The 25,483-nt window shown below is 47.6% G+C and carries 24 protein-coding genes; 11 read left to right on the top strand and 13 right to left on the bottom strand.

The genetic code is table 11. From position 1 onward, the window contains the following. Positions 1-37 precede the first annotated feature (37 nt). From KME11_06130 to KME11_06120, 3 genes are all read right to left on the bottom strand, one after another. Positions 38-610, bottom strand: a complete 573-nt coding sequence (locus KME11_06130; protein ID MBW4514787.1) for a transcriptional repressor — start codon at positions 608-610, stop codon at positions 38-40. A gap of 99 nt (positions 611-709) precedes the next feature. Next, on the bottom strand, positions 710-1,738 hold the full coding sequence (locus KME11_06125; GenBank protein ID MBW4514786.1) for a chlorophyll a/b binding light-harvesting protein: 1,029 nt from the start codon (positions 1,736-1,738) through the stop codon (positions 710-712). Positions 1,739-2,253: 515 nt separating this feature from the next. After that, the gene (locus tag KME11_06120) at positions 2,254-2,667 is read right to left on the bottom strand and encodes a VOC family protein (GenBank protein MBW4514785.1); all 414 of its coding nucleotides are present in this window, start codon (positions 2,665-2,667) and stop codon (positions 2,254-2,256) included. Positions 2,668-2,756: 89 nt separating this feature from the next. Here KME11_06120 and KME11_06115 point away from each other — a divergent pair, with 89 nt between their 5' ends. Next, positions 2,757-3,086: a metalloregulator ArsR/SmtB family transcription factor gene (locus KME11_06115; GenBank protein MBW4514784.1), complete on the top strand. Its 330-nt coding sequence runs from the start codon at positions 2,757-2,759 to the stop codon at positions 3,084-3,086. Here KME11_06115 and KME11_06110 read toward each other — a convergent pair. Together KME11_06110 and KME11_06105 are read right to left on the bottom strand one after the other, a co-directional pair. Continuing rightward, positions 3,083-3,757 carry a response regulator transcription factor gene (locus KME11_06110; GenBank protein MBW4514783.1) on the bottom strand — a complete coding sequence of 225 codons (675 nt, stop codon included), beginning with the start codon at positions 3,755-3,757 and terminating at the stop codon, positions 3,083-3,085. The genes KME11_06115 and KME11_06110 overlap by 4 nt on opposite strands. Before the next feature lie 31 nt (positions 3,758-3,788). Beyond that, a complete protein-coding gene (locus KME11_06105; protein ID MBW4514782.1) occupies positions 3,789-5,195 on the bottom strand; it encodes a HAMP domain-containing histidine kinase in 1,407 nt (468 codons plus the stop codon). Positions 5,196-5,394: 199 nt separating this feature from the next. Here KME11_06105 and KME11_06100 point away from each other — a divergent pair, with 199 nt between their 5' ends. From KME11_06100 to KME11_06085, 4 genes are all read left to right on the top strand, one after another. Next, entirely contained in the window at positions 5,395-6,033 is a 639-nt protein-coding gene (locus KME11_06100) for a hypothetical protein (GenBank protein MBW4514781.1), read from the top strand. A 20-nt stretch (positions 6,034-6,053) separates the two neighbouring features. Continuing rightward, positions 6,054-7,004, top strand: coding sequence for a pentapeptide repeat-containing protein (locus KME11_06095; protein ID MBW4514780.1), 951 nt, complete (start codon positions 6,054-6,056; stop codon positions 7,002-7,004). A 76-nt stretch (positions 7,005-7,080) separates the two neighbouring features. Next, a complete protein-coding gene (locus KME11_06090; protein ID MBW4514779.1) occupies positions 7,081-7,560 on the top strand; it encodes a DUF732 domain-containing protein in 480 nt (159 codons plus the stop codon). A gap of 179 nt (positions 7,561-7,739) precedes the next feature. Continuing rightward, positions 7,740-9,314: an alpha-amylase family protein gene (locus KME11_06085; GenBank protein MBW4514778.1), complete on the top strand. Its 1,575-nt coding sequence runs from the start codon at positions 7,740-7,742 to the stop codon at positions 9,312-9,314. A 30-nt stretch (positions 9,315-9,344) separates the two neighbouring features. On the opposite strand, the gene KME11_06080 is transcribed toward KME11_06085, so the two are convergent. After that, complete coding sequence (locus KME11_06080) at positions 9,345-10,394, bottom strand: fructose-bisphosphate aldolase class I (GenBank protein MBW4514777.1); 1,050 nt, start codon at positions 10,392-10,394, stop codon at positions 9,345-9,347. Between the two features lie 322 nt (positions 10,395-10,716). Here KME11_06080 and topA point away from each other — a divergent pair, with 322 nt between their 5' ends. Beyond that, positions 10,717-12,906 (top strand): type I DNA topoisomerase, encoded by a 2,190-nt coding sequence (topA, locus tag KME11_06075; protein MBW4514776.1) that lies wholly within the window; start codon positions 10,717-10,719, stop codon positions 12,904-12,906. Positions 12,907-13,058: 152 nt separating this feature from the next. After that, entirely contained in the window at positions 13,059-13,322 is a 264-nt protein-coding gene (locus tag KME11_06070) for a hypothetical protein (GenBank protein MBW4514775.1), read from the top strand. 23 nt (positions 13,323-13,345) lie between these two features. On the opposite strand, the gene KME11_06065 is transcribed toward KME11_06070, so the two are convergent. After that, complete coding sequence (locus KME11_06065) at positions 13,346-14,137, bottom strand: transglutaminase family protein (protein MBW4514774.1); 792 nt, start codon at positions 14,135-14,137, stop codon at positions 13,346-13,348. A 391-nt stretch (positions 14,138-14,528) separates the two neighbouring features. Between KME11_06065 and KME11_06060 the strand changes: the two genes are divergently transcribed. Together KME11_06060 and KME11_06055 are read left to right on the top strand one after the other, a co-directional pair. Then, positions 14,529-15,266, top strand: coding sequence for a sterol desaturase family protein (locus tag KME11_06060; protein MBW4514773.1), 738 nt, complete (start codon positions 14,529-14,531; stop codon positions 15,264-15,266). A gap of 262 nt (positions 15,267-15,528) precedes the next feature. Then, a complete protein-coding gene (locus tag KME11_06055; protein ID MBW4514772.1) occupies positions 15,529-17,883 on the top strand; it encodes a PhoD-like phosphatase in 2,355 nt (784 codons plus the stop codon). On the opposite strand, the gene KME11_06050 is transcribed toward KME11_06055, so the two are convergent. From KME11_06050 to hemW, 6 genes are all read right to left on the bottom strand, one after another. Continuing rightward, positions 17,795-18,595 carry an ABC-2 family transporter protein gene (locus tag KME11_06050; protein MBW4514771.1) on the bottom strand — a complete coding sequence of 267 codons (801 nt, stop codon included), beginning with the start codon at positions 18,593-18,595 and terminating at the stop codon, positions 17,795-17,797. The genes KME11_06055 and KME11_06050 overlap by 89 nt on opposite strands. Further along, the gene (locus KME11_06045) at positions 18,592-19,581 is read right to left on the bottom strand and encodes an ATP-binding cassette domain-containing protein (GenBank protein ID MBW4514770.1); all 990 of its coding nucleotides are present in this window, start codon (positions 19,579-19,581) and stop codon (positions 18,592-18,594) included. Before KME11_06045 ends, KME11_06050 begins: the two co-directional genes overlap by 4 nt. A gap of 41 nt (positions 19,582-19,622) precedes the next feature. Then, positions 19,623-20,690 carry an LOG family protein gene (locus tag KME11_06040; protein MBW4514769.1) on the bottom strand — a complete coding sequence of 356 codons (1,068 nt, stop codon included), beginning with the start codon at positions 20,688-20,690 and terminating at the stop codon, positions 19,623-19,625. Between the two features lie 154 nt (positions 20,691-20,844). Beyond that, positions 20,845-21,168, bottom strand: coding sequence for a thioredoxin (trxA, locus tag KME11_06035; GenBank protein MBW4514768.1), 324 nt, complete (start codon positions 21,166-21,168; stop codon positions 20,845-20,847). A 389-nt stretch (positions 21,169-21,557) separates the two neighbouring features. Beyond that, the gene (locus tag KME11_06030) at positions 21,558-22,721 is read right to left on the bottom strand and encodes a GuaB3 family IMP dehydrogenase-related protein (protein ID MBW4514767.1); all 1,164 of its coding nucleotides are present in this window, start codon (positions 22,719-22,721) and stop codon (positions 21,558-21,560) included. A gap of 72 nt (positions 22,722-22,793) precedes the next feature. Then, complete coding sequence (gene hemW, locus KME11_06025) at positions 22,794-23,993, bottom strand: radical SAM family heme chaperone HemW (protein ID MBW4514766.1); 1,200 nt, start codon at positions 23,991-23,993, stop codon at positions 22,794-22,796. Positions 23,994-24,130: 137 nt separating this feature from the next. On the opposite strand from hemW, the gene KME11_06020 reads away from it, so the two are divergent. Continuing rightward, a complete protein-coding gene (locus KME11_06020) occupies positions 24,131-25,210 on the top strand; it encodes a PIN/TRAM domain-containing protein (protein MBW4514765.1) in 1,080 nt (359 codons plus the stop codon). Positions 25,211-25,275: 65 nt separating this feature from the next. Continuing rightward, positions 25,276-25,458, top strand: a complete 183-nt coding sequence (locus tag KME11_06015; GenBank protein MBW4514764.1) for a hypothetical protein — start codon at positions 25,276-25,278, stop codon at positions 25,456-25,458. The last annotated feature ends 25 nt before the right edge of the window (positions 25,459-25,483 follow it).

Below are 25,483 nucleotides of genomic sequence, written 5' to 3'. Positions count from 1 at the left end.
CCTTAAATAATGAATAAACAACATCACTACAAAATATCTATCCTGGTGACTCTGGCGATTCACTCAGTTGCATTGTCCTTTCACATCTCCACCCACGCTGCAAGGTTCGCCAATCTTGATTAAAAGCCTCCGGACAAACCACATGGAGGGTTAGCTGGCAATCCAGCAAATGATAGCCATGAGCCTCAGTTTGCTTAGAACCCATTTTCAGAATCAAATCATTTTTGAATTCCAACGTACGATTACACTGAACACAAACCAAATGATGATGCTGGTCAGGAGACGGTAAATTGAGTTCATAGTGCTTATGTCCTTCTGCAAATTCCAACTCTCGTAATAACCCCATTTGCGTCATTAAATGCAGCGTTCGATAAACCGTTGACAAACTAATGCGCTCGCCTTGCTGCTGCAGAATAACATGCAGTTCTTCAGCACTTAAATGATTGCCCTGCGTCAGGGTTTGAAAGATATTGAGAATGGTTTGCCGCTGAGCCGTTAAACGAAAGCCTCGCTGGTGGAGAGATGCTTTTAACGCATTAATTGAATAGAGAGATCCGACATTTTGATTCGGTACATCAGGCTGTAAATCGTTCGGTGGGTTTTCGGGCATGGGGGACGAAAATCAAGATTATCAAAAGAAAGGGGCGTGGAGCGCTTGATTAAGGTATTTCTGCGCTCCAACACACCCTGGGCACTTAGATATTAACGACTAACTTTCCACGGCATTTAGCGCGCGCTCGACTCGTCTGAAATCAAACCCGATCGCTCTCAGCGCGTGCCAGAGATGTCCTTGTAAAAAGAAGAACGCTAAAAAGAAATGAGCATTGGCTAACCAACACCGAGACGTATGTGCACCAAACGGCAGAACGACGGTATCAGCAAAATAAGGAGTCACTCCTAACTTTACCTCTAGTACAGGCCCATAAAACTCTACCGGATATGCCAAAGTGTTGACGGCGCAGAAGTAAGCTGCAACAAATCCTGCCAGTGCAACACCGCCCAAAGAATAAGAAAGAATTGCCTCACCCGAAAAAATCAACACTTTTTTCGCCCAACTCAGCGGCGGCACCAAAATATGCCAAATGCCGCCCGCAATTAACAAAACACCAACATACACATGTCCTCCAACCAAATCTTCCAGGTTATCAACACTGGCAAAATGGGTTTGATAGCCATAAATGATTGCAGGGTTGAGGGTGGGTGTCGTGACGACGCGCACCGTTTGAGTCGCCGCATCATACAGCCCGCCCCAATACATGGCTTTTGCCACCAGCAACAAAGCGCCTGCACCTAAGAAAAGCAAATGATGTCCTAGAATCAGACCCAACTGCTTGGAGTCACTCCACTCAAAGTGAAATCTTCTAGCATTACCTTTAGCTTGCTTTAAATCTTCGGAACCCTTGAAGGTGTGAAATAAAGCGCCTGCACCTAAAACTGCTGATGAAATGAGATGGACAGCGCCAATGACAAAATAGGGATAGGTATCAACCACTTGTCCGCCTTGCCCAATTCCTAAACCCAATGTTGCTAAGTGAGGCAGTAAGATCAGCCCTTGTTCACCCATGGGGATACTAGAGTTGTAGGAGGAGAGTTCAAACAGCGTAAAGGCTCCTGCCCAAAAAGTAATCAATGCGGCTTGCGCAACATGGGCAGAGATAAATAGCCCAGAAGTGTTGGCAAATCGGGCGTTGCCTGCCCACCAATCGTATTTGACATCAGCTTTATCGTAAGTCTGCATTGCAGATTCTCCAATTTGTTTTAACTTTTAGTGCGGTAAATATCGCCCCGCTTTTTCATGGAAGAATTCCAGCTAACAGTCTGCAAAGACTAAACACGTTCTATGCTGTCTGCCTTGCAGTTATGGATTGCTAGTTGAGAACTCTAGTCAATAATGATGGAACCACATTCCCTTTCTTTTTGCAAGTATTTCTCAATAAGAGAAGGATTAAGTTTTGTGTGCGATCGCTTCCGTTCCAAAGAATTAGCCTATTTCTAACCAGGTGAGACAACTTTTATACCCGGAGAAATTCTGGATGCTCAGATGTTGGGAATACATAATCAGAAAATATATCAATTTGTAGCGATGCGATCGCCTTAAAAGTTGAGTGCGGTTATTTAGTGTTGGTGTGTGGCGATCGTTGAGCGCCAAGCTACAACTGAAGTAGAACGGGCGATCGAAACTAAGAAATGGGGCGATCGCTTGAATGTCAAAGCATAGCAAATCGCCCCGAAGATTATGGTAGTACGGGCAAGCTATGAACAAGCAGAGGTCGCGGTTTCAGCACCTCCACGAGCAAACGTTGCAGAGTCCTTCAAAACTGTGTAGACTTCCCAATCATCACCGTCTGGATCTGACACCCAAACTTTGTCTTGTAAGGCGTAGCAGCAAGTGGTTTGGGGTTCCGCTTTAACATTTAGGTTGGCTTGCTTGAGGCGATCGCCCGCCTCTATCACTTTTTCAGATGATTCCACTTCAATTCCCAAGTGGTTCAACTTGCCAGTTGCGCCAGGATTTTCAAACAACACTAGCTTCAGCGGTGGCTCAGCAATGGCAAAATTGGCGTACCCTGGACGGCGCTTTGACGGTTCGGTGCTAAAGAGTTTGCTGTAAAAATCAACAGCCGTATCAATGTTACTCACATTCAGTGCCAGTTGAAGACGAGACATAACTCAATTTCTCCTTATATTTACAAGCGTCAATATTTAACTCTATCGATATGCTAGTCAACTATATTGATGCATGTCAATATAAAAATATGAAGATATCTAAACCCAAAACCGCCTGTTGCACTCCTCTACTCACGGGTCATCTCACCCCAGATGAGACGATCGCTTTAGCGGCGATCTTTCGGGCGCTAGGTGAACCTGCGAGATTGCAAATGCTGAGTTTGATCGCACGGCAGCCCAGTCAAGAGATTTGTGCTTGTGAGTTAGTAGAGCCGTTAGGACTTTCGCAACCCACGGTGAGCCATCATCTTAAGGTGCTGTATGAAGCTGGATTGCTAGACCGAGAGAGACGCGGGACATGGATTTATTACCGGATTCTTCCGGCAAAGTTAGCACTGTTGCGAGAATCGCTCTCCTAATCTCTCAAAACATAACCCACACCCCGAATCGTTTGAATCAGGCGTTTTTCTTGATGTTCTTCTAGTTTCAACCGTAGGTAGCGAACGTAAACTTCGATAATATTAGAATCGCCCATGAAGTCGTAGCCCCACACTTTTTCAAGAATTTGGTCGCGGGTGATGACCTGGCGGGGATGAGTCATCAAGTAGTCGAGTAAATCAAACTCTTTGGCAGTCAGTTCGATCGCCCTTCCCTCTCGAAACACTTCCCGCGATCGACGATTGAGGCTGAGGTCGGCAAATTGCAACAGGTCAGGGTTATCTTCGTGGGTGCGGCGTAAGTGGGCGCGAACGCGGGCTAAAAGCTCCTCAATTTTGAAAGGTTTGATGACGTAATCATCGGCTCCTGCATCCAGTCCGGCAACGCGATCGCTGACATCTTCTTTGGCAGTTAGCAAAATTACAGGGGCTTTGTTGCCTGTTGCCCGCAGCCGCCGACAAATTTCAATGCCCGTCATTCCAGGCATCATCCAATCAAGAATTAGGAGATCGGGTGGGGTTTCGCGGGCTTTGGTCAATCCCGTTAGCCCATCATTGGCAACGGTGACGGTATAGCCCTCCAGGCTCAGTTCTAGTTCCACTAAACGGGCTAGGTTAATTTCGTCTTCCACAATTAAGATATGGGCGCTCATAGACTTCCTTCCTCTTGCTCACTACTTGGCATCATGGCTTTGCAACCTCAATGGGTAGCCTCACCTCAAATACACTGCCCTCGCCCCAGGTTGACTGCACGGTCACGCGTCCGCCCATGCTTTCAGTCAGAGACTTGACAATGGCTAACCCCAGCCCAACGCCGCCCGTAGAACGGCAACGGGAAGCTTCGAGGCGGTAAAAAGGCTCAAAAATTCGGGTTTGTTCGGCGGTAGGAATGCCGGAGCCGCGATCGCGCACTTGAATCACTGCTTCTTGCCGATCGCGGCTGAGGATGAGGGCGATCGGGCGATCGGCTTCAGAATATTGGGCAGCATTATCAATGAGTTGCTGGATCACTTGCTGCAACTTTTCAGGGTCAGCTTGAATGATCAGAGGCTCAGGAGCAACTTCTATAGAGAGGCGGGAGGATTCTGGAGATTCGAGAACCCAGCAGATTGTGGGTAGCCAGTCGTTGAGGTTGAGCGGAATGAGGTGTAAGGAAATTCCGCCCTGGTTAGATTTGGCCAGGTCTAAAAGGGAGCCGAGAAGCCGGATCGTGCGTTCGGTTTCACCCACAGCGACTTCTAGGGCATTTTTTTGAGGATCGGTGAGATTATCGCCTCGGCGGAGGGTGCTTTGCAGGTAGCCGTAGATCAAGCTGAGAGAAGTACGCAGTTCGTGGGACATGCTGTTGGTGAACTGTCGTTGCTGTTCGCCAGTTTCGGAAAGACGGGCAGAGAGTTGACCGAAGGCTTGAACCAGATCTTTGACTTCGGTCGGCACTTGATCAAGCTCCATGCCTGCGGCGACGAGTCGGTTCATGCGGCGAAGCGGACGAAGCGATCGCCAAATTAGGAGGGTAGCCAATCCGGCAATCATGGCGATCACCACCAGCGTTGCAACTCTCAAGGTATTGATTAGCGTGCTTAAAACCGTATAGTCATGGGTAATATCTTGCGCCAGGTAAAGCTGTCCCACCTTCATTCCGTTGGCTTGTAAGGTGCGGCTGCACAAAACCCAATAACGGTTATCTAGGGCATAAACTTCTGGAAGGGCGGGCATCTTTTGGCGGGAAAACAAAGGTTCCATGGGGGCGATCGGCGGCGACTGAGCGACTACTTCATCCTCTACCTTGACCCAGATCCATAGGCTGGGAGAAGCCCATTGATCAACTTTGTGTTGCAAGGTCTGGGTCATGGCTGATTTTGAAGCAGGTCGCTCTAGACCTTCTGGAAAGCGATCGGCAATCAATTCTAATGACTGCTTGTGCTTCACTAGCAGCATTTGCCGCATATCCCAAATCGTCCAGGTGCCAATGCTGCCCAAGCCCAATAGCGAAACGACGGTAATGCCCAAGGTCAAACGTAATTGCAGCGAGCCAATGCCCTCGCGCTTCAATCGACCGAACTGCTTAAAACGATGTTGGATGAACGTCATGGACTCAGAACAGCAACTTGAATCGTTGCCTACTGACAGTGTAAACAAGCTGCCTGTCACAAAAATGATTTTTTGCTGAGTGTAGCGATAAGTTTCCCTGAGCAGTGAAATAATTTAGAGATGGAATTAATGGGGATAACTCAGGGATAATTGATTTATCTAAATCACCCTGAATCATTAACACTGGATAATTTTTACATTGGGAATCGATCTTCGGAGTTACGTCTATCTTGACAGCTTGCAACCCCAGCACGCTGCCTACATGGGAACACAGGCATTGGGCTTCTTGCCGCTGCCCGGAGATTCTTCTCTTTGGGTTGAAATTTCTCCTGGCATTGAGATTAACCGCATTCTAGATATTGCGCTTAAATCTGCCTCAGTGCGTCCAGGGGTGCTGGTGATTGAGCGGCTTTATGGGCTACTAGAAGTTCATTCTAAAAATCAAAGCGATACCCAGGCGGCGGGTCGGGCAATTTTAGAAGCGATCGGGGCGACCTACCGCGATTGCCTCAAACCTCGCATTGTTTCCAGTCAAATTATTCGCAACGTCGATGCCCATCACACCCAACTAATTAACCGCACTCGTCGTGGCAATATGCTGTTGGCTGGGCAAACCCTCTATGTTCTAGAGGTTGAGCCTGCGGCATACGCAGCTTTAGCAGCCAATGAAGCGGAGAAGGCGGCATTGATCAATATCCTTCAAGTTTCAGCGGTGGGTAGCTTTGGGCGGCTGTACTTGGGTGGGGCAGAGCAAGATATTTTAGCGGGTTCACGGGCGGCTGTAGAGGCGATCGAAAATATTGCCGGACGAGAAAGAACCGTAGGGCGGAATGAGTGAGGGGCAGAAAGAGTCAGGAGATGGAGACTGTAGAGCATTTGGCGGCACGGATGGCAGCACAGATAGCGGCACTAAGGCAAGGGACGATGGGATGGCAAGAGTGGCGATCGCACCTTCCCCAAGTTGAACCTAACCTCAGCGAGGTAGACCTGCGCCGCACCCACCTCAGCGGCATCAACCTGAGTACCGCCAATTTAACGAAGGCATATCTTACAGAAGCCACTCTAATCGCTGCCATTCTGAGCCGCGCAACGCTAACCAAGGCCAACCTTTACGAAGTCAACCTCACCGACGCAGATCTCAGTGAAGCTGATCTGACCGACGCTAACCTAATTGGCGCAAATCTTACCCGAGTTGACTTACAAGGAGCAACGCTTAGGGGTGCAGATTTGAGAGAAGCCTACTTAGAACAAGCTGCCCTCAGTCGCGCCGATTTAATTGGGACAGATCTGCGCCGAGCCATCCTGAAAAAAGCTGACTTGAGCGATGCCAATCTAACTCGCGCTGACTGTAGCTGTGCCAGCTTTAATGCCGCTAACTTGGTGAGTGCTACCCTCAGCCGTGCCAAGCTTTACAAAGCCGATCTGATTGAAGCCAACCTGACCAAAGCCACCCTGTACAAAACCTTATTAGTTGAAGCACAAATGGTCGGAGCCTATCTAGTGGGTGCAACTTTAATTGAAGCAGTTTTGACTCAATCGAACCTCAGTTGGGCAAATCTTAGCCGTGCCAACTTATCAGGCGCAACGTTAGACCAAACGAATCTGCATCAAGCAAATTTTTCCAGAGCCAATCTTGAGGGAGCTAATCTTAAAGGTGCTGATTTGCGAAGTGCCGATTTGTACAAAGCTGACTTAACGGGAGCCAATTTGTTTGAAGCGAATCTCTTCAACGCTAACCTCCATCAAGTCAACCTTCATCAAGCTAACTTGCAGCGAGCCAAAATGCCCGATGGCACAGTGCATCCTTAGAGTCTAGCTGCCTCTTTAGAAGCGATCGCCTCTGCTCTTCTGCGGGAACAATGCATGAAAATTGCACTAGTCCGCTATGTTTACAATCTTCCTAAAAATTCCTCGTTCTGTTGCTTTCCTAAGCATTGCCCTAGTCTCTACTGTCGTCTTTCCGCCCCTATTGGCTGCACAAGAATTTGCTCAAGATCGGCTGGGCGTTTGTCCTCTGTATAACCTTTCTGGCTACAGCACGATTGATATTGATGGTAATCTGGTCAACCTAACAGCTTATTGCCAGGGTTTGGGCAATGCCTCAGAGGTACGCCGCGATCGCTTTTGGGAGAGCTTTATTGAAGCTGCCGATGATGAGGCGATCGCCTATGCCAACACCTACGGACGCACAAAAGTTACTGCCTACGGTAATACCATCTGCCTTTTCCTCAGGCACGGTGGCACCTTGGAAGAACTCCGTCAGGTTCAGGCTGATCAACTCTTCCCGCCTACCTTCGATGTTGCTGTCACTACGGCAGCTATTCAAACCTACTGTCCTACCGATGCAGCCAAAATTGGTGAATAGGCAGAGAAGTAAGAAAGGTGCTTGATTATTTAGATTTGAGGGAATAATAAATCTCATCTTCACTAAATTCGAGGGTTGGTGGTCTGCTGAATAGTATGTTGTCAGAAGTATTGGCAAGCAGTATGGGCAAACGCATCTATGAATGCTGGTGGGACATATTTTAATCGTTAGAGACAGTCATGATAAATAAACCATTTTTCCGCATCGTTATTCCAGCCTTCTTAACGCTGCTAGTGATCATCACTGTCCATTTCTTAACCCCAACTCTAAAAGCCCAAACATCTCCACCGATCGCTTCACCGATTGCGCTACCGATTGCGCCCTCCATTGCTTCAGCGATCGCCCCGCCGATCGCCCTGCCGATTGCGCCGTTCGTTCATTTATTTGAGTGGAAATGGAACGATGTTGCTCAAGAATGCGAAACCTTTCTTGCCCCCAATGGCTACGGTGCAGTGCAAGTTTCGCCGCCTAATGAACATGCAGTCATTGCTGAAGCAAACTATCCTTGGTGGCAGCGATATCAACCCATTAGCTACAGAATTAAGAGTCGGAGTGGCGATCGTGCCGAGTTCGCCGCTATGGTGGCGCGTTGCCATGCGGTCGGGGTAAACGTTTACGCCGATGCTGTGATTAACCATATGGCGGCTATCAGCAGCGGCGTAGGCAGTGCGGGTACGTCTTTCACTCGCTACAACTATCCTGGATCTTATGAACCTAAAGATTTTCACACGTGTCGGCGTGGCATTAGTAACTATGGTGATCATGATGAAGTAACCAACTGTGAGTTGGTTGGGTTACCAGATTTAGACACTGGTGCAAATCGCGTTCGTGAAAAAATTTCTGATTACCTGACAGATTTGGTTAACCTCGGTGTTGATGGTTTTCGGATTGACGCTGCCAAGCATATTAAAACTAAGGACTTAGCAGCCATTCTTCGCCGCGTTTATTCAAATCTTCGCGGCGTTCATTCAAAGCCTTTTATTTATCAAGAAGTCATTGATCCTGGAACCGAAGCCGTTCGCAAGAGTGAATACTATGACAATGGTCAAGTGACTGAGTTCGAGTATGGAAAAATGGTGGGGGAAGCGTTCTTGGGGGTGGAGGGGCAAAACTTAGCTCAGTTAGAAAAGCTAGCTGAAAGCTCTCGGTTGATGCCAAGTGAAAAAGCGATCGCCTTCATTGATAATCATGATAAACAACGGGGTCATGGCGGTGGCGGTAACTATCTCACTTACAAGCAAGGACAGATCTATAACCTTGCTAATATTTTTATGCTGGCATATCCTTACGGCATTCCTCAAGTAATGTCGAGCTACAACTTTACCCATTCCGACCAAGGGCCTCCATCTGATTCAGAAGGCAATACTAACAGCGTTTATATAAATGGGGAAGCCAATTGCTTTAAAGAGTGGACTTGTGAACATCGGTGGGGAGCGATCGCCCGCATGGTTAGTTTTCATAACCTTTCTGCCAACCAATCTCTTACTCACTGGTGGAGCAATGGCGGTAACCAAATTGCCTTTGGGCGCGGAAATATCGGCTTTGTTGTTATTAACCGGGAAGCTCAACCCCTGACTCAAACCTTTCAAACAGGATTATCGTCAGGTTTCTATTGCAATGTGGTTGTGGCTAATGCGATCGGATGTTCGCCTACAGAAGAAGTCAAGGTGAATCGGCGAGGACAGATCACCTTGACCGTAGAAGGAATGAACGCGATCGCAATTCATAAAGGATCAAAAATTCCTCGAAGATAAGAAGATTAAAGATAAGAGGATTTTTCTTATCTAAGAACGGGCTGCTACAGGCTCTTTTTCCATCTCTGCCTGATATAAACCCCGACTCGCTGCTCCATTGCACATTGCCCGATGATAAAGCAGCTTTTGTGCAGTCTCTACATTGGCACTGTTGCCTTTCCAATGTTCTAAGGCGGGCTGCTGAATGGCGCGCGCATAGGAAAAAGTGACTGGCCAAGGACACTGCCCCTCAAACATGACATGCATCGCATTCAGATGAGCCGAGGCTTGAACAATAGTCTGCCCACCCGACAGAAAAGCAACGCCTGCGACAGCAGCCGGAACAGTGTTGAGTAAACAGTGAATCGTTGCGGTTGCCACTTCGTCCACGCTTGCCTGCATCGGACAGCTTGCGCCAGAAATAACCATGCTGGGCTTTAGAATCATTTGATCAAATGCCACTTTTTGAGAATAAAGTTGGCGAAAGACTTCATGGATTGTTGCTTCAGTAACTTCATAGCATCGTTCTAAAGTATGGTCACCATCGATCAACACCTCTGGTTCAACAATAGGAACCAAGCCGCCCTCCTGACAAAGCGCTGCATAACGAGCCAGGGCATGGGCATTAGCTTCAAGGCAGCCTCGGCTGGGGATATCTTTGCCAATGGTAATAACTGCTCGCCACTTGGCAAAGCGTGCGCCCATAGAATAGTAGTCGGCAATGCGATCGCGCAGTTCATCTAGTCCTTCTGTAACGCGTTCTTCAGTGTGTCCGGCTAATGGTTTAGCACCTTTGTCTAGTTTGATTCCTGGGATCATTCCCACGTCTTTCATAACTTGAATAAAAGGAAAACCAGAGGATGTGGCTTGATGAATGGTTTCATCGTACAAAATTGCGCCACTAATGAAGTTACTTAAGCTAGGGGTGGTGAGAATTAGCTCTCGGTATGCCCGCCGATTTTCTTCTGTCGTAGGAATGCCTACTTTCTCGAAACGTTGGTTGCAAGTCCCTGTGCTTTCATCCATTGCTAACAGCCCTTTGCCTTCAGTAACCATTGCTTGAGCGGTTGCTTGCAGTTCTTGAGTATAGTTATGGCTCATCTCAGATACTCCTGTAACTCATTGTTTTTGAAAAAATACCAACAGTAGAGGCGAAAGACGTGCTGAAAACTTAGACTAGGAATCACCTTCAATCATCAGGATCATAACGTCTGCATTCTGTTTCCTGCTAGATCGTTTGCTGACCTCTATCAAAAGGAAGAGACCCGGTTTTTTGGACAGCGATCGCCCTCAAAAGTTAGCCTTGAGAGGATTACCTTCTGCCCTTCTATCCTGAATCTTGGTCTGACGCTGGCAAGGCATGTAGTATAATTGATCTACTTATTCAACCCTATGGTACTTTTGTCTCCTAAGGATCGGTCTCATGCCTACCAAACTCCTAATTGTCGAAAGCCCTGGCAAGATCAAAAAACTAAGCCAAATTCTGGGTACTGATTGGCTAGTTAAAGCCAGCGTGGGGCATATTCGAGAATTGGCAAGCGATGGGGGAGACTCGCTGGGTTTTGATCTAGATGGCAGTTCGGTTCGCTGTCGGTTTATTCCACGAGGTACACGCGGAGCAGACACCATTCAAGCTCTTAAAGCTGCGGTCAGACAGGTTAAAACTGTATTTTTAGCCACTGACCCAGACCGCGAAGGCGAAACGATCGCTTGGCATTTGCAACAAGCGCTTAACCTCAAAAATCCCGATCGCGTGGTTTATACCGAAATTACTCCGGCGGCAGTTCGCCAAGCGATCGCCCACCCCCGCCCCCTAGACCTTAATCTTGTTCATTCAGGGCTATGCCGCACTGTTTTAGATAAATTGGTAGGCTACAAAGGTTCGCCGCTGCTCTGGCAATTGCACAATGGAGCTAAAAGCATGGGGCGAGTGCAGAGTGCAACGCTACATATTTTGTGCGATCGCGAACGCCAGATTCAAGCCTTTGTACCCCAAGATTATTGGAGCGTATTTGTAGAGTATGGCGAAGGTTTTCGAGCCTTTTATAAAGGCAGTGCTGCGAACCCTACAGTAGATGATGCACAACTCAATTCTGTCCAGCCAGATGATGCCGCACTGCCTGACAAGCCGCTTCAAGAATCGGAGCGGGTTACCACTGAAGCTGAAGCCGATCGGTTGGTGGCGATCGCTCAAAATCATCCCCACAAAGTTCTCAGTATTGCAGGCAAACAGACCAGCCGAACGCCGCCGCCGCCCTTCGTCACTTCTACCCTGCAACAAGCAGCAGGTTCTCGGCTGCGCCTTAGCCCTGAAAAAACAATGCAAGTGGCGCAGTCGCTCTATGAAGCAGGTTTGATCACCTACATGAGAACCGACAGTATTGCCCTCAGTCCGGAGTTTTGTGCCCAAGCTCGACAGTGGTTAGAGGCAAACGATCCGTCAAATGTTCCTAAAAAAACAGCATCTCATCGCCAGGTCAAAGGCTCCCAGGAAGCGCACGAAGCAATTCGTCCCACTGACCTCTCTCGTCCGTCTAAAGAGTTACGCTTAGAATTGGCTGATGATGCGTTTGCACTGTATGTCTTAATTTGGAAACGCGCGATCGCTTCCCAATGTCAATCGGCACGGTTAAGGCAAACCCAAATTATGACTCAATCCGGATCAGTCCGGTGGTTGGCAAAAGGACAGGTGATTGAGTTTTTGGGCTATAGCAAGTATTGGAATAATTTAAGTGCAGATACTGATCTACCTGCCTTGCAACAAGGTCAAGCCTTAACGCTTCAGCAAACTGCCCACGAAGCCAAGCAAACCCAACCGCTGCCGCGTTTCAGCGAGCCGAAGCTAGTTCAAGTCATGGAACGCCGAGGCATTGGTCGCCCCAGCACCTACGCGCCAACCCTGCAAACCCTCAAGCAGCGAACGTATGTAGACATTGAAAAAGGAACGTTACAGCCTACAGTGTTGGGATTAGAAGTAGATGCTTTTTTACAGGATGCGTTACCTGATTTGTTAGAAGCAGAATTCACTGCACAGATGGAACAATCGCTAGACCAAATTGCCGCAGGGAAGCAGGAGTGGCAGTGTTATCTTAACACTTGGAACCAGACGTACTTTATTCCCGCATTGGCGCAAGCTCGGCAGGCAATTCCCAGCCATCTCACAACTCGTCCTGTCCATGGCAAAGCAACCGGACAACAGGCACCGACAGCGTTTTCCAAAACGCCTTGTCCTCAATGTCACAAGCCCATGGCGAAAATTACGAGCAGCAAGGTTAAGAAAAAATATTTCTTGAAGTGTGTTGCTGACTGCGAAGAAGTTGTACTATTCTGGTCAGAGTTTAGTCGTCAATGGGAGCCGCCCCGCCCGAAGACCTTAGAAAAGTTGCGAAATCAAGCCGATGCTATTTTGACTCATCATCCTTGTCCGGTTTGCAAGAAACTGATGGAAGAATACAGCTATGAAAAAGAAGGGCAGCCTAAAAAGCTTTTGCGATGCTCTGATGCCAAGGCTAGGGGCGATCGCAAACATCAAGATGCCGTTTATTTTCAAACTTCTAAAGGTTGGTGGAATCCGAAAAGGGGAGAATTAAAAACAAAAGAACTGACGCACTGAGTCTTAATCGTCTTAATCCAGTCAGCGTTTGTGCAGTATTCTTATGTGCAGTATTGTTATAGAGGAGACATTTCGCCGCTCTGTCAGTTTAGTTTTCATACAGTATTGTTGGATAAGACACATTTCGCAGATCAATGCAGGAGTTGAAACGCATGACTTCAGAAGTCTTCAACGAGTTAGATTTTGATGATGCAGCAGAGGCTTTGCAACGAAGGAATGAACGCCTTTTGGAACTGCAAGCCCAAGGCATGGTTTGCACTTACGAAGATCTGTATCGGGTGGATGGACGACGGGTTTATCTGCTGACTGCCAACCCGCCTAGTTCAAGCGATCAAGGCTTTGACGAAAGCATTCCTCGGCTCAAACCCAAGAGCAGCCGCCCAGTTCGTCCTAGTCCAAAGTTTGAAACGCGCTGAGGTTAGCTCAGTTAAAGATTAGTTCAATGATTTGAAACCAATTCGTTAACCCATACTCTCATCTGAGTAAGGGTTAACGAACCGAAGTGCGTTACTAATGCCACGTCAGCCGCATCTCGACCATAGGCGATCGCAATTCGGTTCCCAGTTAGTTCCTTTTGGGTCGCATCAAACGAATACCACTGGTCACCCAAAAATGCCTCGAACCACGCGTGCAAGTCCATCGGCTTAAGCTGGTAAAGATATCCTGCTACCATTCGTGCTGGAATATTTAGACTGCGGCAAAGCGCAATGCCAAGGTGGGTAAAATCTCGACAAACCCCAACTCGGCTCTTAGACGTGTCTAGTGCAGATGTTGATGAGTCGCTACTGCCATATTGATACTTAATATTGGCGTAAATCCAATTCTGAATTGCCTGTACCTGAGGGTAGCCCATTGGACAATCTGTCACTATTTGAGCGGCTAAGTCACCCAACAGATCAGCCTGACAGTAACGGCTAGGCAACAGAAATTGCAGGATAGAATCTGGCAAATTTTCAATAGGAACAAAATTAGCATTAATGTTAATGTCAACGTCATCGCTAGTTTCAGCCTGCACCTGAGTCGTTAGCTGAAAACTTCCGGGAGGAACAATCAGGCGCTTACACCAGTTGCCATATCCGTCCTTATACTCATGCACCGTGACATTAGGCTGTAGTGAACAGTCTTCAGTCAAAATTTGCTGTTCTGAATTGCTGCAAGGGCGCAACATAAAAATTGCAGGAACAGCAGCATTGGTTTCAAATGAAAGTTGACATCCTGCATCTAGCCGCATGAAAATTTCCTTGTCTTCGTCGCTGAGTTGCAAAATAACTGACGCTTATAAATTCCTTTTTTAAGGAGCCATACCGCTATATTATTCATCAGTATATCTAGACTAATAACATGTTATTCCAATTTTTTCTGTCTTCAGAGAGATTGACATACTGGAAAGCGCACTTGTTTTCAAGATCTTCACCTTTTACCTGGAAAGTCGCGTCTACAAGGTGATATTTCCAGTCTTATTAATATCCTTCTAGAGGAAGAAGTTAATTAACGAGCTAAAAAGTTACCCCAAATATTGCACTAATAGGGCGATAATTTTGATTGGGTTAAGATTACGGTTACAGCGTTGAACAACGATCGCCCTGCCCCAACCTTAATATCTTTAGAAAGGAAACATTGAATTGAGCGACTACTCATTCTGGTTATATTGGTTTATCCTCTCTGGAGCTATTCTGGGTCGGTATTTTTTGATCGCTGGGGGAGCACATTTAGTGTTTTATGCGTGGCTGGGTAAGTCTGCTGTCATGCGGGGAAAACCTTCAGAACGGCGCTTGCTGTGGCGATCGATTCATCGAGACGTTAAGCTTTCTATTATTTCGACGGTAATCTTTGCCCTCTGTGCCGCATTAATTTTGTCAGCCTATGACTTCGGTCTAACACGTCTGTATACTAACCCACAAGACTATGGGCTGTGGTATTTGGGGCTAAGCTTTGTGGCGGTTCTAATGCTCCAGGACACTTACTTTTACTTTACTCATCGGCTGTTTCACCATCCGGCTATTTTTAAGCGCATACACCAAGGACATCACCGCTCTACCCATCCAACCCCCTGGACTTCCTTTGCCTTTGACCCTCCTGAGGCGTTAAGTCAGGCGTTTTTTTTGGTTGTGATTGTCTTCCTCATGCCTCTACATTTTGCAACTTTAGCCGCGGTTCTGACTACTATGACGCTTTGGTCAGTTCTAAACCATCTAGGTTTTGAGCGCAGTTCTCCATCGGCGATCGGGGCTTGGCTAGGGCGCGGCTTAATTGGGCCCAAGCACCACCTCATTCATCATCGCCAGTATAAAGTGCATTATGGATTGTACTTTACGTTTTGGGATAAGCTGCTGGGAACGCAAGATCCAAATTGTCAATGAATTGTTAGTGAACTGAGGCAAGGGGATGGGGCGGTATAAACTGAAGGTTAGGGAGTTGCGTGAAAATAAAACACCAGTGAAATGCATTGACTTTTCAGCCCCCTAAATTCCCCATTCTGGGGGATTTAGAAAGGTTTGGAAGTCCCCCAGAATGGGGGGTTTAGGGGGCGGTTCGGGGCGTTATTTAATTGCAACTCCCTTAGGAAGATTTAGGCTCATCGGCATAAGCTTTCTGTCGTTATTGTGATGAAGATGTTGAAGCATGGACGAGTCAGTCAAAAGCAATGATTTTCTACAGCACTTGCCGCTCATTTTGGCGGGACCGATTCTTCAGCACACAGAACCCGCTTCGGTGACCGTTTGGATTGCGTTGAGGCAATCCTGTCAGGTTGAACTTAAGGTTTATGAAACGCAAGAAGACGAAATTTTAGAAAAAATTTTGTTAGAGGGGCAACGAGAAACAGTCGCGCTGGGAAAATTTCTTCATGTTGTTGCGGTGACGGCTCGTTCTGAAGAGGGGCTTTGTTTAACGGGCGATCGCATTTACGCCTACGATCTTCAGTTCAATTTGCCCTCCGATTCAACCTCACAAACCCTTGATCAAGCCTTATGTTCCAAAGCATTTCCCACCGTTAACATTAGCTACTTCGACCATGGTAAGCCGACATTTGCCTTACCGCCCGATCGCCTTGAAGATTTGCGATTGGTGCATGGGTCTTGCCGCAAGCCGCACGGTCGCGGGTTTGATGGATTGCCCATTCTAGATAGTTTGATTGCAGAATTTGCTAGGCAGCCTCGGCAACGTCCGCACCAGCTTTTTTTGACAGGCGACCAAATTTACGGAGATGACGTAGCCGACCCGCTATTATGGGCAGCCAGTCATTTGGGCGATGCATTGCTGGGCTGGGAAGAGAAATTGCCAGTTGGTCAAAAAGAGTCACTTCAGTATTTAACGCCTCGTAGTTTGCCGCCTGGCGATCGGGCAACGATAACGACTCAACAGGCAGGTTTCACGGCAGGCTTAAGCAACAAGCGTAATAAAGTGACGAGTCATTTATTGGGATTAGGGGAGTACTATGCCTCTTATCTTTTAGCCTGGTCGCCTGTCTGCTGGACTCACACCTTGCCTTCAGAGTCAGAAGCAAAGCCCGAAACTCGGCGACGGTGGAAGCAAGAAGTTCGACAAATGCGGCAATTTATCCACACCCTCTGGAAGGTGCGGCGATCGCTGGCAAATGTTCCCATGTACACCATTTTTGATGATCATGATGTCAGCGATGATTGGAACTTGAATCAAGCCTGGTGCTTGCGCGTGTTGGGGCGATCGCTAGGACGAAATACTGTTCAGAATGCGCTGTTAGCCTATGCCGTTTTTCAAGCTTGGGGTAATACGCCAGACCAATTTGAGCCGGGTCAATCGGGCGAAAAACTGTTGGTTGCTGCTGCCGCCTGGTCGGCATCAGGGGGCACGGATGGAAACGCAAAAGCGGCGATCGCCCAATATCTGGGTCTACCCCCTAGCGATCTTCAGACTGGGATGCCGCGCTTTATTCAAGACGGTACTGTGCTAGTTCTCGATCGGCACCCAGAGGCAATCACCTGGAACTTTACCATTCATAGCCATTGTCACGAAGTCATTGTATTGGATACTCGCACTTGGCGCGGCTACCCAGCCAATGCAAAAGCAACAACTCCACCCATGCTGCTTTGCCCCCAAGCTTTTCAAAAACAGCTTGCTTTACCGCTACAAGAAATAGCCGATTCGTCTCACAAAGCCACGTTTATCATTGCACCGACGAACTTATTTGGACTGAAAGTGATCGATTGGATTCACCACTGGCATTTACGGCGCAACAAAGTATTTGCAACGGATGTAGGAGACTCTTGGAACATTAACACCGAGGCATTAGCGCAACTGCTGCTGACATTATTTCAACACCGAGAACGAGTCGTAGTTTTATCGGGAGATATTCACTATGGTTCGGCAATTCGATTAGTGCACTCCTCTGTCGAAACTCAGGCAGAGTCAGTCTTAGTGCAATTAACGTCAAGTGCAATCAAAAATGAAGAGATGGTTACAGAAGTTCTGCATACTCGGTTAAAGCACTGGTTATTACCCGAGAAAATGCGTCATTGGATCGGTTGGAATGATCCAATGGATATGCTGGAATGCCAGGGAAAGCCTGAGGATCGGCGATCGCTCACCCCCCTTCCTGAGTGGTCCTGCACTTTAGAATGGATCGAGCGAGAGGCAGCCCAACTCGTTAAGTTCAAGGATGATACATCCTGGCTAATGCCGCCCTGGAAACGGGCAAGGCTAGCAAAATGGTGGAGATCTTTAATGCTCTGGAAGAGCCTCTGGTTTCAGGATGGGCGAGAAGTGGTGGGTTTAAACAACTTGGCATTTGTTCATTTTGAGGGAGAAGAAGCCAGTCAAGTCGTACAAGATTTGTATTGGTTCTCAACTACTTCTCCCATCCGGCTGGTTCAAAGTCGATTTACAGCTGAGTTAAAGCCTGACTCATCCGTCAAGCCCCCATTCCCGAATAGCGCTTTAACCCCCGCCGCCATAGCCACCGATTCAACCCAAAAAACAAGACAATCCAACCGATCATAATGCATAGTCCCTGCACCAGGTTGACAGGTAGCCCCACCAAAATGCTAGCCGGGAAATCGATTAGGTAAGGAAAGGGAGTCCACATGACAATGGCTTGCAATGCGGGTGGAAAAATCCGCACAGGGGCGATAAGTCCTGACAAGAATAAATAAAACAAAAACCAGAATGATTCGATAGAATTAGCCCGCTCTACCCAAAAGGCAAACATCGCAAATGTGTACTGACTCGTAAATCGTAAAACGAACGCCAGCATTACCACCAAGGTACACAATAGAAAATTAGATAAGCTGGGTATCCAGACCGCCTCAGGATACAGAAAAAAGAACAGGATTATTAAGGCGATCGCAAACGGCAATCTTGCAAATCGTTCGGCAACATGGGAAGCAAAATGATGCCATCCTGGATCAATCGGTTGCAGCAGACGAAAAGATAGTTTACCTTCTACAATTTCTCGTTCAAATTCCCAAATTACCCAAACAACCGTGAATTGCCTTGCCAGAAAAGCCGCTAAAAAATAGCGGATAAACTCCAACGAAGATAAACCAAATTGACCGCCCTGAGCCGCTTGCCCCCAAACGCCCATCAAGATAAAGGGCAAGGAACCCGAAAGCACCCACAGCAATAGCTCTGCCCGATACTCCAACATGTAGGCATAGTAAACGGTCAGCAATGTGCCAGCTTTTCGCAAAGCGTTTTGAATCGTGCGCCTCATGATACTCCAACAGCCCCAGAGCGAAAGATTTGCCCAATGATTTCCTCAATTGGCGGTTCGGCAACGGTTAGATCAACCACGTCAAGTTCTGCCAGAATACGAGACAAGGTGTGAGTCAGTTTCTCTTGAGGAACAATGAAATGGGCAACGCGCCCAGAGACTTCACTCAATTCGCCGTAGGCTCGCAGTTCGGTTAGGGGTTTCACTTCTCCAAGCTCTACTGTAATGGCGCGGCAAGGAGCAAACTTTTCTAGCAATCCATCTAAGCTACCGTCATAAATCATTTGTCCTTCATAGATTACCAGCACTCGTTGACACAAGGCAGTGATATCCGCCATGTAGTGACTGGTCAGCAGAACCGTAGCTCCGTAGCGTTGATTATAGTCTTTCAAAAACTCCCGAACGCTAACTTGGGCATTGACATCTAATCCTAACGTTGGCTCATCCAGAAATAATACCTGAGGTTGATGCAACAGAGCGGCAAGCAGTTCTGCTTTCATCCGTTCGCCTAAAGAAAGTTTGCGAACAGGTTGAGTTAACTTATCAGAGAGAGTCAGCATTTCACTCAGTTCACTGACACGCTGGCGAAACGTTTGATCAGAAATGCCGTAGACTGCTGCATTAATTCGCAAAGAATCGAGGGCAGGTAAATCCCAAATCAACTGCTGCTTCTGCCCCATGACTAAGGTGATTTTTCGCAAGAATCCAGTTTCTCGCTGAAATGGATTGTATCCTGCCACGTCTAATCGTCCTTCAGAAGGATGAATCAGTCCAGTGAGCATTTTAAGCGTGGTGGTTTTGCCTGCGCCGTTGGCTCCTAAGAAGCCGACTACTTCACCCGATTCAATAGCAAAAGAAACTGATTTGACGGCAGCGATCGCCGTATAGGTGCGCTTAAAAAAGTGGGTCAATGTTCCTTTCAACCCAGGTTCCTTAACCGCAACGGGATAGACCTTGCTAAGATTTTCGACGTTGATAATCGGCATTCTGAATCCTCGTCGGCTGGACTAATCTCTCTACCCTACCGCTATTTTTGTTCAGGATGAACCACCTCTGGGGCAGGTTCTACCAAGCGGTTAAGATCTCGAATCAATTGATAGAGCAATCCTAAATCGCGTTGGTTAAAGTGCAGAATCAGACGAGCGAGGTGCTCAGTTTCGCTGCCAATTTCTTGAGCCAGAACAGTACCCCTAAGAATTTTTCCTTTCACCAGTAATTTACTGTATTTTTGATTGAGGTATTCGATCGTTTCTTCTGAAGGTTCGCACTTGAGTAGGAGGATGAGATTCTCGCCTACGTAACGGCTAGAGTGAAAAACTTTATAAAAACTGGCGATCGCCTCACACGCTTCATCGACGCGATCGGTCAAGGTGTATAAGTGCAAATCATCCTCATTAATCCACCCAGCCTTCAGCAAATGATCGCGCTGATACACCTCCCAGTTCTTCCAGTAATCACCCCCCGGCGGATCAACTAACACCAGTGGCAACGGGTCAGCCTTGCCAGTCTGCATGAGCGTTAAACACTCAAACGCCTCATCCTGCGTGCCAAAGCCGCCTGGAAAAAGCGCCAATGCATCACTTTCTCTCAAGAAAAACAACTTGCGGGTAAAGAAATACTTAAAATTGATCAGCTTCGGGTCACCCTCAATAAAGGGGTTAGAACCCTGCTCAAACGGCAATTGAATATTTAGCCCAAAAGACTTCTCTAACCCCGCCCCTTCGTTACCCGCCTGCATGATGCCAGGGCCCCCACCTGTCATCACCATAAAGCCCAGTTGCGTCACGCATCGAGCAAAGTCTGCCGCCATCTGATACTCTGGCGCATCAGGCTTCGTGCGAGCAGAGCCAAAGATGGAAATTTTACGAATGTGGCGATAGGGATAAAACACTCGGAACGCCTGCTCCATATCCTGTAGAGAAGAATTGAGAATTTTCCAATCCAGGCGATCGGCTTCTACCTCAGCCATTCGGACAAGCGTTGTTAGGGCGCGTTGAATAAGCTCCCCATGCTTCATGCTCGGTAGATGGGTCAAGAGTTCACTAATCTCGACCTGAAGAGACTGAGGATCAGAAGATGATAGAGATGTTGTCATGAATTGCTTAAAACTTGCAGCATCCTATTCTAAGAGATTCGTTCTCGGTCTGGACGTTGCGCTTAAGTTCGGTTTGAGAGTGGTTCATTAAAATGCCTTGACTGACTCAGCCAAGGCATCGTAGAAATGTTGTATCAAGCTGTATGAATAAAGGCTAGAGATATTTTTCCAAAGTAGTTGCCAAAGTTGTCTTAGGCACTGCTCCCACCACCATATCTACTCTTTGTCCGCCCTTAAAAATCATTAAGGTAGGAATACTGCGGATACCATACTGACTTGCCACTCCAGGGTTCTCATCGGTATTGAGTTTGACCACCTTGACCTGCCCGATGTACTGCTCAGCGATCTCATCGACTACGGGAGCAACCATCCGGCAGGGACCACACCACGGTGCCCAGAAGTCCACCAGTACCGGAACATCACTCTCAAGAACCTCTAGCTTAAAGGTTGAATCTGTAACTTGCGCGGCTGCTGACATGCCTGAAAATCCTTGCCTATGTTTGTTTGACAGAATATTACCATAGCTAAAACCGTCTCCTCTGCACCAAGCTCTATACAATCAGACACAATTACCTGCAAAAGCAAGTCATAGAGCGTGTAAATTACGATAGAAAATCAACGATGGATTGTAAACAAAGTTGAACTAAGTGGACAATATTAGATTCACAAAGTACCATCGACGCACACAGAAAAGAGGAACCGCCTGAACCTCGGCTCAGGCGGAATGTGGTGTGAGGAGTGAACGGAAACTTTACGTCTCCGCTCTCTATATTGTAGGTGACGGCTCAAAGTTTGCGCGAGGCGAATTTGTCAAGCCTCGCTAGACTTTGTAAAGAAAATTGACAAAACTCGAATACTTCCCCATCCCTACTTCCCCATCCCTAATTGTTGCGCCTTTTGATAGACCTTTCCCTCAGTTAGCAGTGCAGGTGCAATAATTACTTCTACCTGTTGCATTTCTCGAATGTTTTTTGCGCCTAAAGTCCCCATACTGGTTTGGAGCGCCCCCAATAGATTGTGGGTACCGTCATCAAGCTGCGCTGGGCCCCGCAAAATTTGTTCAAGCGTTCCAGTCTTACCTACCCGTATGCGAGTGCCTCGCGGTAAAACAGGGCTAGGAGTTGCCATGCCCCAGTGATATCCTCGTCCAGGCGCTTCTTCGGCTCTGGCGAAAGGCGATCCAATCATGACACCATCGGCACCACAGGCAATGCATTTGCAAATATCGCCGCCTGTTATTAATCCACCGTCCGCAATTACAGGAATGTAGTTACCGGTTTCTTGAAAATAATCGTTCCGAGCAGCGGCACAATCTGCCACAGCAGTGGCTTGAGGAATGCCGACTCCTAAAACGCCCCGAGAAGTACAGGCAGCACCCGGACCAATACCCACTAAAACTGCTGCTGCACCCGCTTTCATCAAATTTAGGGTAACTTCGTAGCTAACACAGTTGCCTAAGATAACGGGCATCGGCATCTCTTGACAAAACTGAGTCAAATCGAGAGGGGTAATAGATTCTGGAGATAGGTGGGCAGTAGAAACAACCGTTGCCTGAATAAAGAACAGATCGGCTCCGGCTTTAGCCACTGTTGCTCCAAACTTTGCGGCTCCGGCTGGGGTGGCGCTGACGGCGGCGATGCCTCCCTGCTGCTTAATTTCTTGAATTCGACGGACGATCAGTTCTGGCTTGATGGGTTCGGCATACAGCTTTTGCATCAACGGCACAAATTCTGTTTTGTCTACTGCGGTAATTTGATCCAGGATGGGTTCTGGATCTTCGTAACGAGTTTGAATCCCTTCGAGGTTGAGTACGCCTAATGCGCCTAACTGAGATAGCTTCACTGCCATTTTCACGTCTACTACGCCGTCCATGGCGCTCGCGATGATGGGAATTTCGCGTTCAATCCCGCCAATTTGCCAGCGAGTATCTGCCAATGATGGATCTAGGGTTCGTTGTCCAGGGACAAGCGCAATCTCATCAATACCATACGCTCTGCGGGCTGTTTTGCCTCTGCCGATTTGAATATCCACGCTTTCCACCCTTGTCATGAGACTGAATAGAGTTAGAGTATCAAATCTTGAGGGGTAGCGTGTTGGTGGTGTTTAGCCAAGTTTTTCAAATAGGGTAGCCAGGACAACGTTGGAAAATAAAAAACCTTCTGGATCTATCAATCTAATTCTTTGTTCTGGAACATTTACAATCTTGACCCATTCAACTTTTGAGTAAGGCTGGAGAGCTTCTAAAACTTTCGCTGATAAAACAGATCCAAAGCACGATCGCATTCTCTCAACACTCAGTCCATCTGCTAACCGTAACCCCAACATTAGAGTATCCAGCAGCATTTCTTCTGGAGAAACCACCGCACAGTCGATTGCCCCGCCATTTTTCTCTAACTCTTCCACCCACTCAAAATATTCTCGGCGTTTACGCGGACGCACAAACCGCTGACCCTTGACATAGCTGGCTGCTGCCATGCCAAAGCCATAGTAGGAGCGGTTTTCCCAGTACACCCGATTGTGATGACACTGGTAGCCCGATCGCCCATAGTTAGAGATTTCATAATGCTCGTACCCTGCTGCTGTTAAAGTTTGTTGGGCAAGCCGATACATTTGCGCTGTCATTTCATCGGTAGGCAAGGGTCTAACGCCCGGTTTGTACCAGCGATCGAAAGAAGTGCCGGGTTCGATAGTCAGGTCATAGATTGATAAGTGAGCGGGGGAGAGGGCGATCGCTTTTTCCAAAGATTCTTGCCAGCGCTCCAAGGTTAAATGGGGCAGTCCAGAAATCAGATCTAGGCTGAAGTTGGGTAAGTTTACCTGATGAATCATTTCAACGGCAGCGTAAATTTCGGCAGGAGTATGGGTTCTACCGCAGGCTTGCAGGATTTCGGAATGAAAGGATTGAGCGCCTAAACTGACTCGATTGACCCCAGCAGCGCGATAGCCCTGGAGATGGACAAGCTCGAAGGTGCCCGGATCAATCTCCATAGAAATTTCGGCGCTGGTAGCAATGCTGAAGTGGCGATCGAGCGTGTTGAGAATTTGCGTTAGTTGCTCGACGGTGAGTAGAGAGGGCGTACCGCCGCCAAAAAAAACTGAGGTGAGGGGAAAATTTTGGGTAGGAGATGGGATCGCAATCTCTCGACATAAAATCTCGACATATTCTGCAATAGAGCCAAAACTGGAGTTTAGGGGAGGGCGATCGCCCACCACCGAAATCGGAAAGTCGCAATAGAAGCAGCGTCGCCGACAAAACGGAATATGAATGTACGCTGCTGTAGGCGGGTCAAACACAGGGGACATGGGCAGCGGATTACTCGAAAAGCTCAAAAGCGTTTAGATGCAAAGGTTGAGATATATAATAAGGCTGTGCAATCTTGTCCTCGATCGGCAGTGGTCTAATCGCCACCATTGCACGGTAATCCAGTTGGATTGAAGTCATGCTCGACGCAATTATTATTATTTCATTCATCATAGCAGGCGGAGGAATTGGCTTTTTTAGCGTCGATTTCTTGCCCACCAGTGCCTTAGAGCAAGTCAGCAACCTAGAGGGCTTAAGCACAGTCACTGGAGGATTTGGAGCTTTAATGGGACTGGCGATCGGGCTGGTTGCCCAGACTAGCTATCGCCGCATTGAGCGACAAGTCCGAGAAATGCCCGTTGATATGCTGCTAAGCCGTGCCGTTGGACTCGTGCTAGGGTTGCTGGTTGCTAACCTCATGCTGGCTCCAATTTTTCTGTTGCCCATTCCGCGAGAATTTGCCTTCATCAAACCTTTGGCAGCAGTATTAAGCAGCGTTATATTTGCCTTCTCAGGAATAAACTTAGCTGATGTGCATGGGCGAACATTATTGCGGCTGATTAATCCCAACAGCGTTGAGTCAATGTTGATGGCGGAAGGCACATTAAAGCCAACAACTACAAAAATTTTAGATACAAGCTGCATTATTGATGGACGAATTCAGGATTTATTGGCGACCGGTTTTTTAGAAGGTCAACTTTTAATTCCACGCTTTGTGCTGCAAGAATTACAGCAGGTTGCCGATTCTTCTAACGATCAGAAGCGAGTCCGGGGACGCAGAGGCTTAGACATTTTGAATCAAATTCAAGAAGCTTTCCCAACTCGCATTACCATTCATCCGGCTGATTACGAGGATGTAGCAACAGTAGATGCTAAGCTGGTTCGCTTAGCGCAAGACATTAACGGAATGTTGCTAACGAATGATTACAACCTCAACAAAGTTGCAAGTTTACAAAAGGTAACAGTCTTAAATATTAATGAGTTAGCTCAGGCAATGCGCCCGGCATATCTGCCTGGAGATTCGCTTGACCTAAAAATTCTTAAGCAAGGAAAAGAGCCCGCTCAAGGTGTTGGCTACTTGAACGATGGCACGATGGTTGTGGTAGAAGAAGGCGGTGCCTTGATTGGCGATGCTGTGACAGTTGTGGTGACTGGAGCGCTACAGACCTCCGCAGGACGAATGATTTTTGCCCGTCCTGAAGCCTCGGTGATGGCGTAGGCGGTTGCTAAGCTAATAAGGTGGCTGTTGAATCTAAGGGCAAGAAATACCAACAAGAAATACCAATGCGAGTAGAGCGGGTGAAAAAGTGCGATCGCTGTCTCTGTCCCGCCCCTGTTCTCTATAGGGTTCAGTATGATGCGTCTCAACAATGGCTCTTTGTGTGCGATCGCTGCTTCCCTAGCATGAGCCAAGACAATCTGAACTATCGTTATGGCGGCACCTGGAAAGCCAGGAAAAAGCCTTGATTAATAAGCTTCTGTAACCCCAGTC

The organism is Timaviella obliquedivisa GSE-PSE-MK23-08B (assembly GCA_019358855.1).
GTDB classification, from domain to species: Bacteria; Cyanobacteriota; Cyanobacteriia; order Elainellales; family Elainellaceae; genus Timaviella; species Timaviella obliquedivisa.
This window is presented reverse-complemented; position numbering and strand designations above follow the sequence as displayed.

What these genes read in the sequence shown, in the direction of transcription:
- KME11_06130 (MBW4514787.1), bottom strand. Translation starts at nt 610, where the DNA reads ATGCCCGAAAACCCACCGAACGATTTACAGCCTGATGTACCGAATCAA.
- KME11_06125 (MBW4514786.1), bottom strand. Translation starts at nt 1,738, where the DNA reads ATGCAGACTTACGATAAAGCTGATGTCAAATACGATTGGTGGGCAGGC.
- KME11_06120 (MBW4514785.1), bottom strand. Translation starts at nt 2,667, where the DNA reads ATGTCTCGTCTTCAACTGGCACTGAATGTGAGTAACATTGATACGGCT.
- KME11_06115 (MBW4514784.1), top strand. Translation starts at nt 2,757, where the DNA reads ATGAAGATATCTAAACCCAAAACCGCCTGTTGCACTCCTCTACTCACG.
- KME11_06110 (MBW4514783.1), bottom strand. Translation starts at nt 3,757, where the DNA reads ATGAGCGCCCATATCTTAATTGTGGAAGACGAAATTAACCTAGCCCGT.
- KME11_06105 (MBW4514782.1), bottom strand. Translation starts at nt 5,195, where the DNA reads ATGACGTTCATCCAACATCGTTTTAAGCAGTTCGGTCGATTGAAGCGC.
- KME11_06095 (MBW4514780.1), top strand. Translation starts at nt 6,054, where the DNA reads ATGGAGACTGTAGAGCATTTGGCGGCACGGATGGCAGCACAGATAGCG.
- KME11_06090 (MBW4514779.1), top strand. Translation starts at nt 7,081, where the DNA reads ATGTTTACAATCTTCCTAAAAATTCCTCGTTCTGTTGCTTTCCTAAGC.
- KME11_06085 (MBW4514778.1), top strand. Translation starts at nt 7,740, where the DNA reads ATGATAAATAAACCATTTTTCCGCATCGTTATTCCAGCCTTCTTAACG.
- KME11_06080 (MBW4514777.1), bottom strand. Translation starts at nt 10,394, where the DNA reads ATGAGCCATAACTATACTCAAGAACTGCAAGCAACCGCTCAAGCAATG.
- topA (MBW4514776.1), top strand. Translation starts at nt 10,717, where the DNA reads ATGCCTACCAAACTCCTAATTGTCGAAAGCCCTGGCAAGATCAAAAAA.
- KME11_06070 (MBW4514775.1), top strand. Translation starts at nt 13,059, where the DNA reads ATGACTTCAGAAGTCTTCAACGAGTTAGATTTTGATGATGCAGCAGAG.
- KME11_06065 (MBW4514774.1), bottom strand. Translation starts at nt 14,137, where the DNA reads ATGCGGCTAGATGCAGGATGTCAACTTTCATTTGAAACCAATGCTGCT.
- KME11_06055 (MBW4514772.1), top strand. Translation starts at nt 15,529, where the DNA reads ATGGACGAGTCAGTCAAAAGCAATGATTTTCTACAGCACTTGCCGCTC.
- KME11_06050 (MBW4514771.1), bottom strand. Translation starts at nt 18,595, where the DNA reads ATGAGGCGCACGATTCAAAACGCTTTGCGAAAAGCTGGCACATTGCTG.
- KME11_06045 (MBW4514770.1), bottom strand. Translation starts at nt 19,581, where the DNA reads ATGCCGATTATCAACGTCGAAAATCTTAGCAAGGTCTATCCCGTTGCG.
- KME11_06040 (MBW4514769.1), bottom strand. Translation starts at nt 20,690, where the DNA reads ATGACAACATCTCTATCATCTTCTGATCCTCAGTCTCTTCAGGTCGAG.
- trxA (MBW4514768.1), bottom strand. Translation starts at nt 21,168, where the DNA reads ATGTCAGCAGCCGCGCAAGTTACAGATTCAACCTTTAAGCTAGAGGTT.
- hemW (MBW4514766.1), bottom strand. Translation starts at nt 23,993, where the DNA reads ATGTCCCCTGTGTTTGACCCGCCTACAGCAGCGTACATTCATATTCCG.
- KME11_06020 (MBW4514765.1), top strand. Translation starts at nt 24,131, where the DNA reads ATGCTCGACGCAATTATTATTATTTCATTCATCATAGCAGGCGGAGGA.
- KME11_06015 (MBW4514764.1), top strand. Translation starts at nt 25,276, where the DNA reads ATGCGAGTAGAGCGGGTGAAAAAGTGCGATCGCTGTCTCTGTCCCGCC.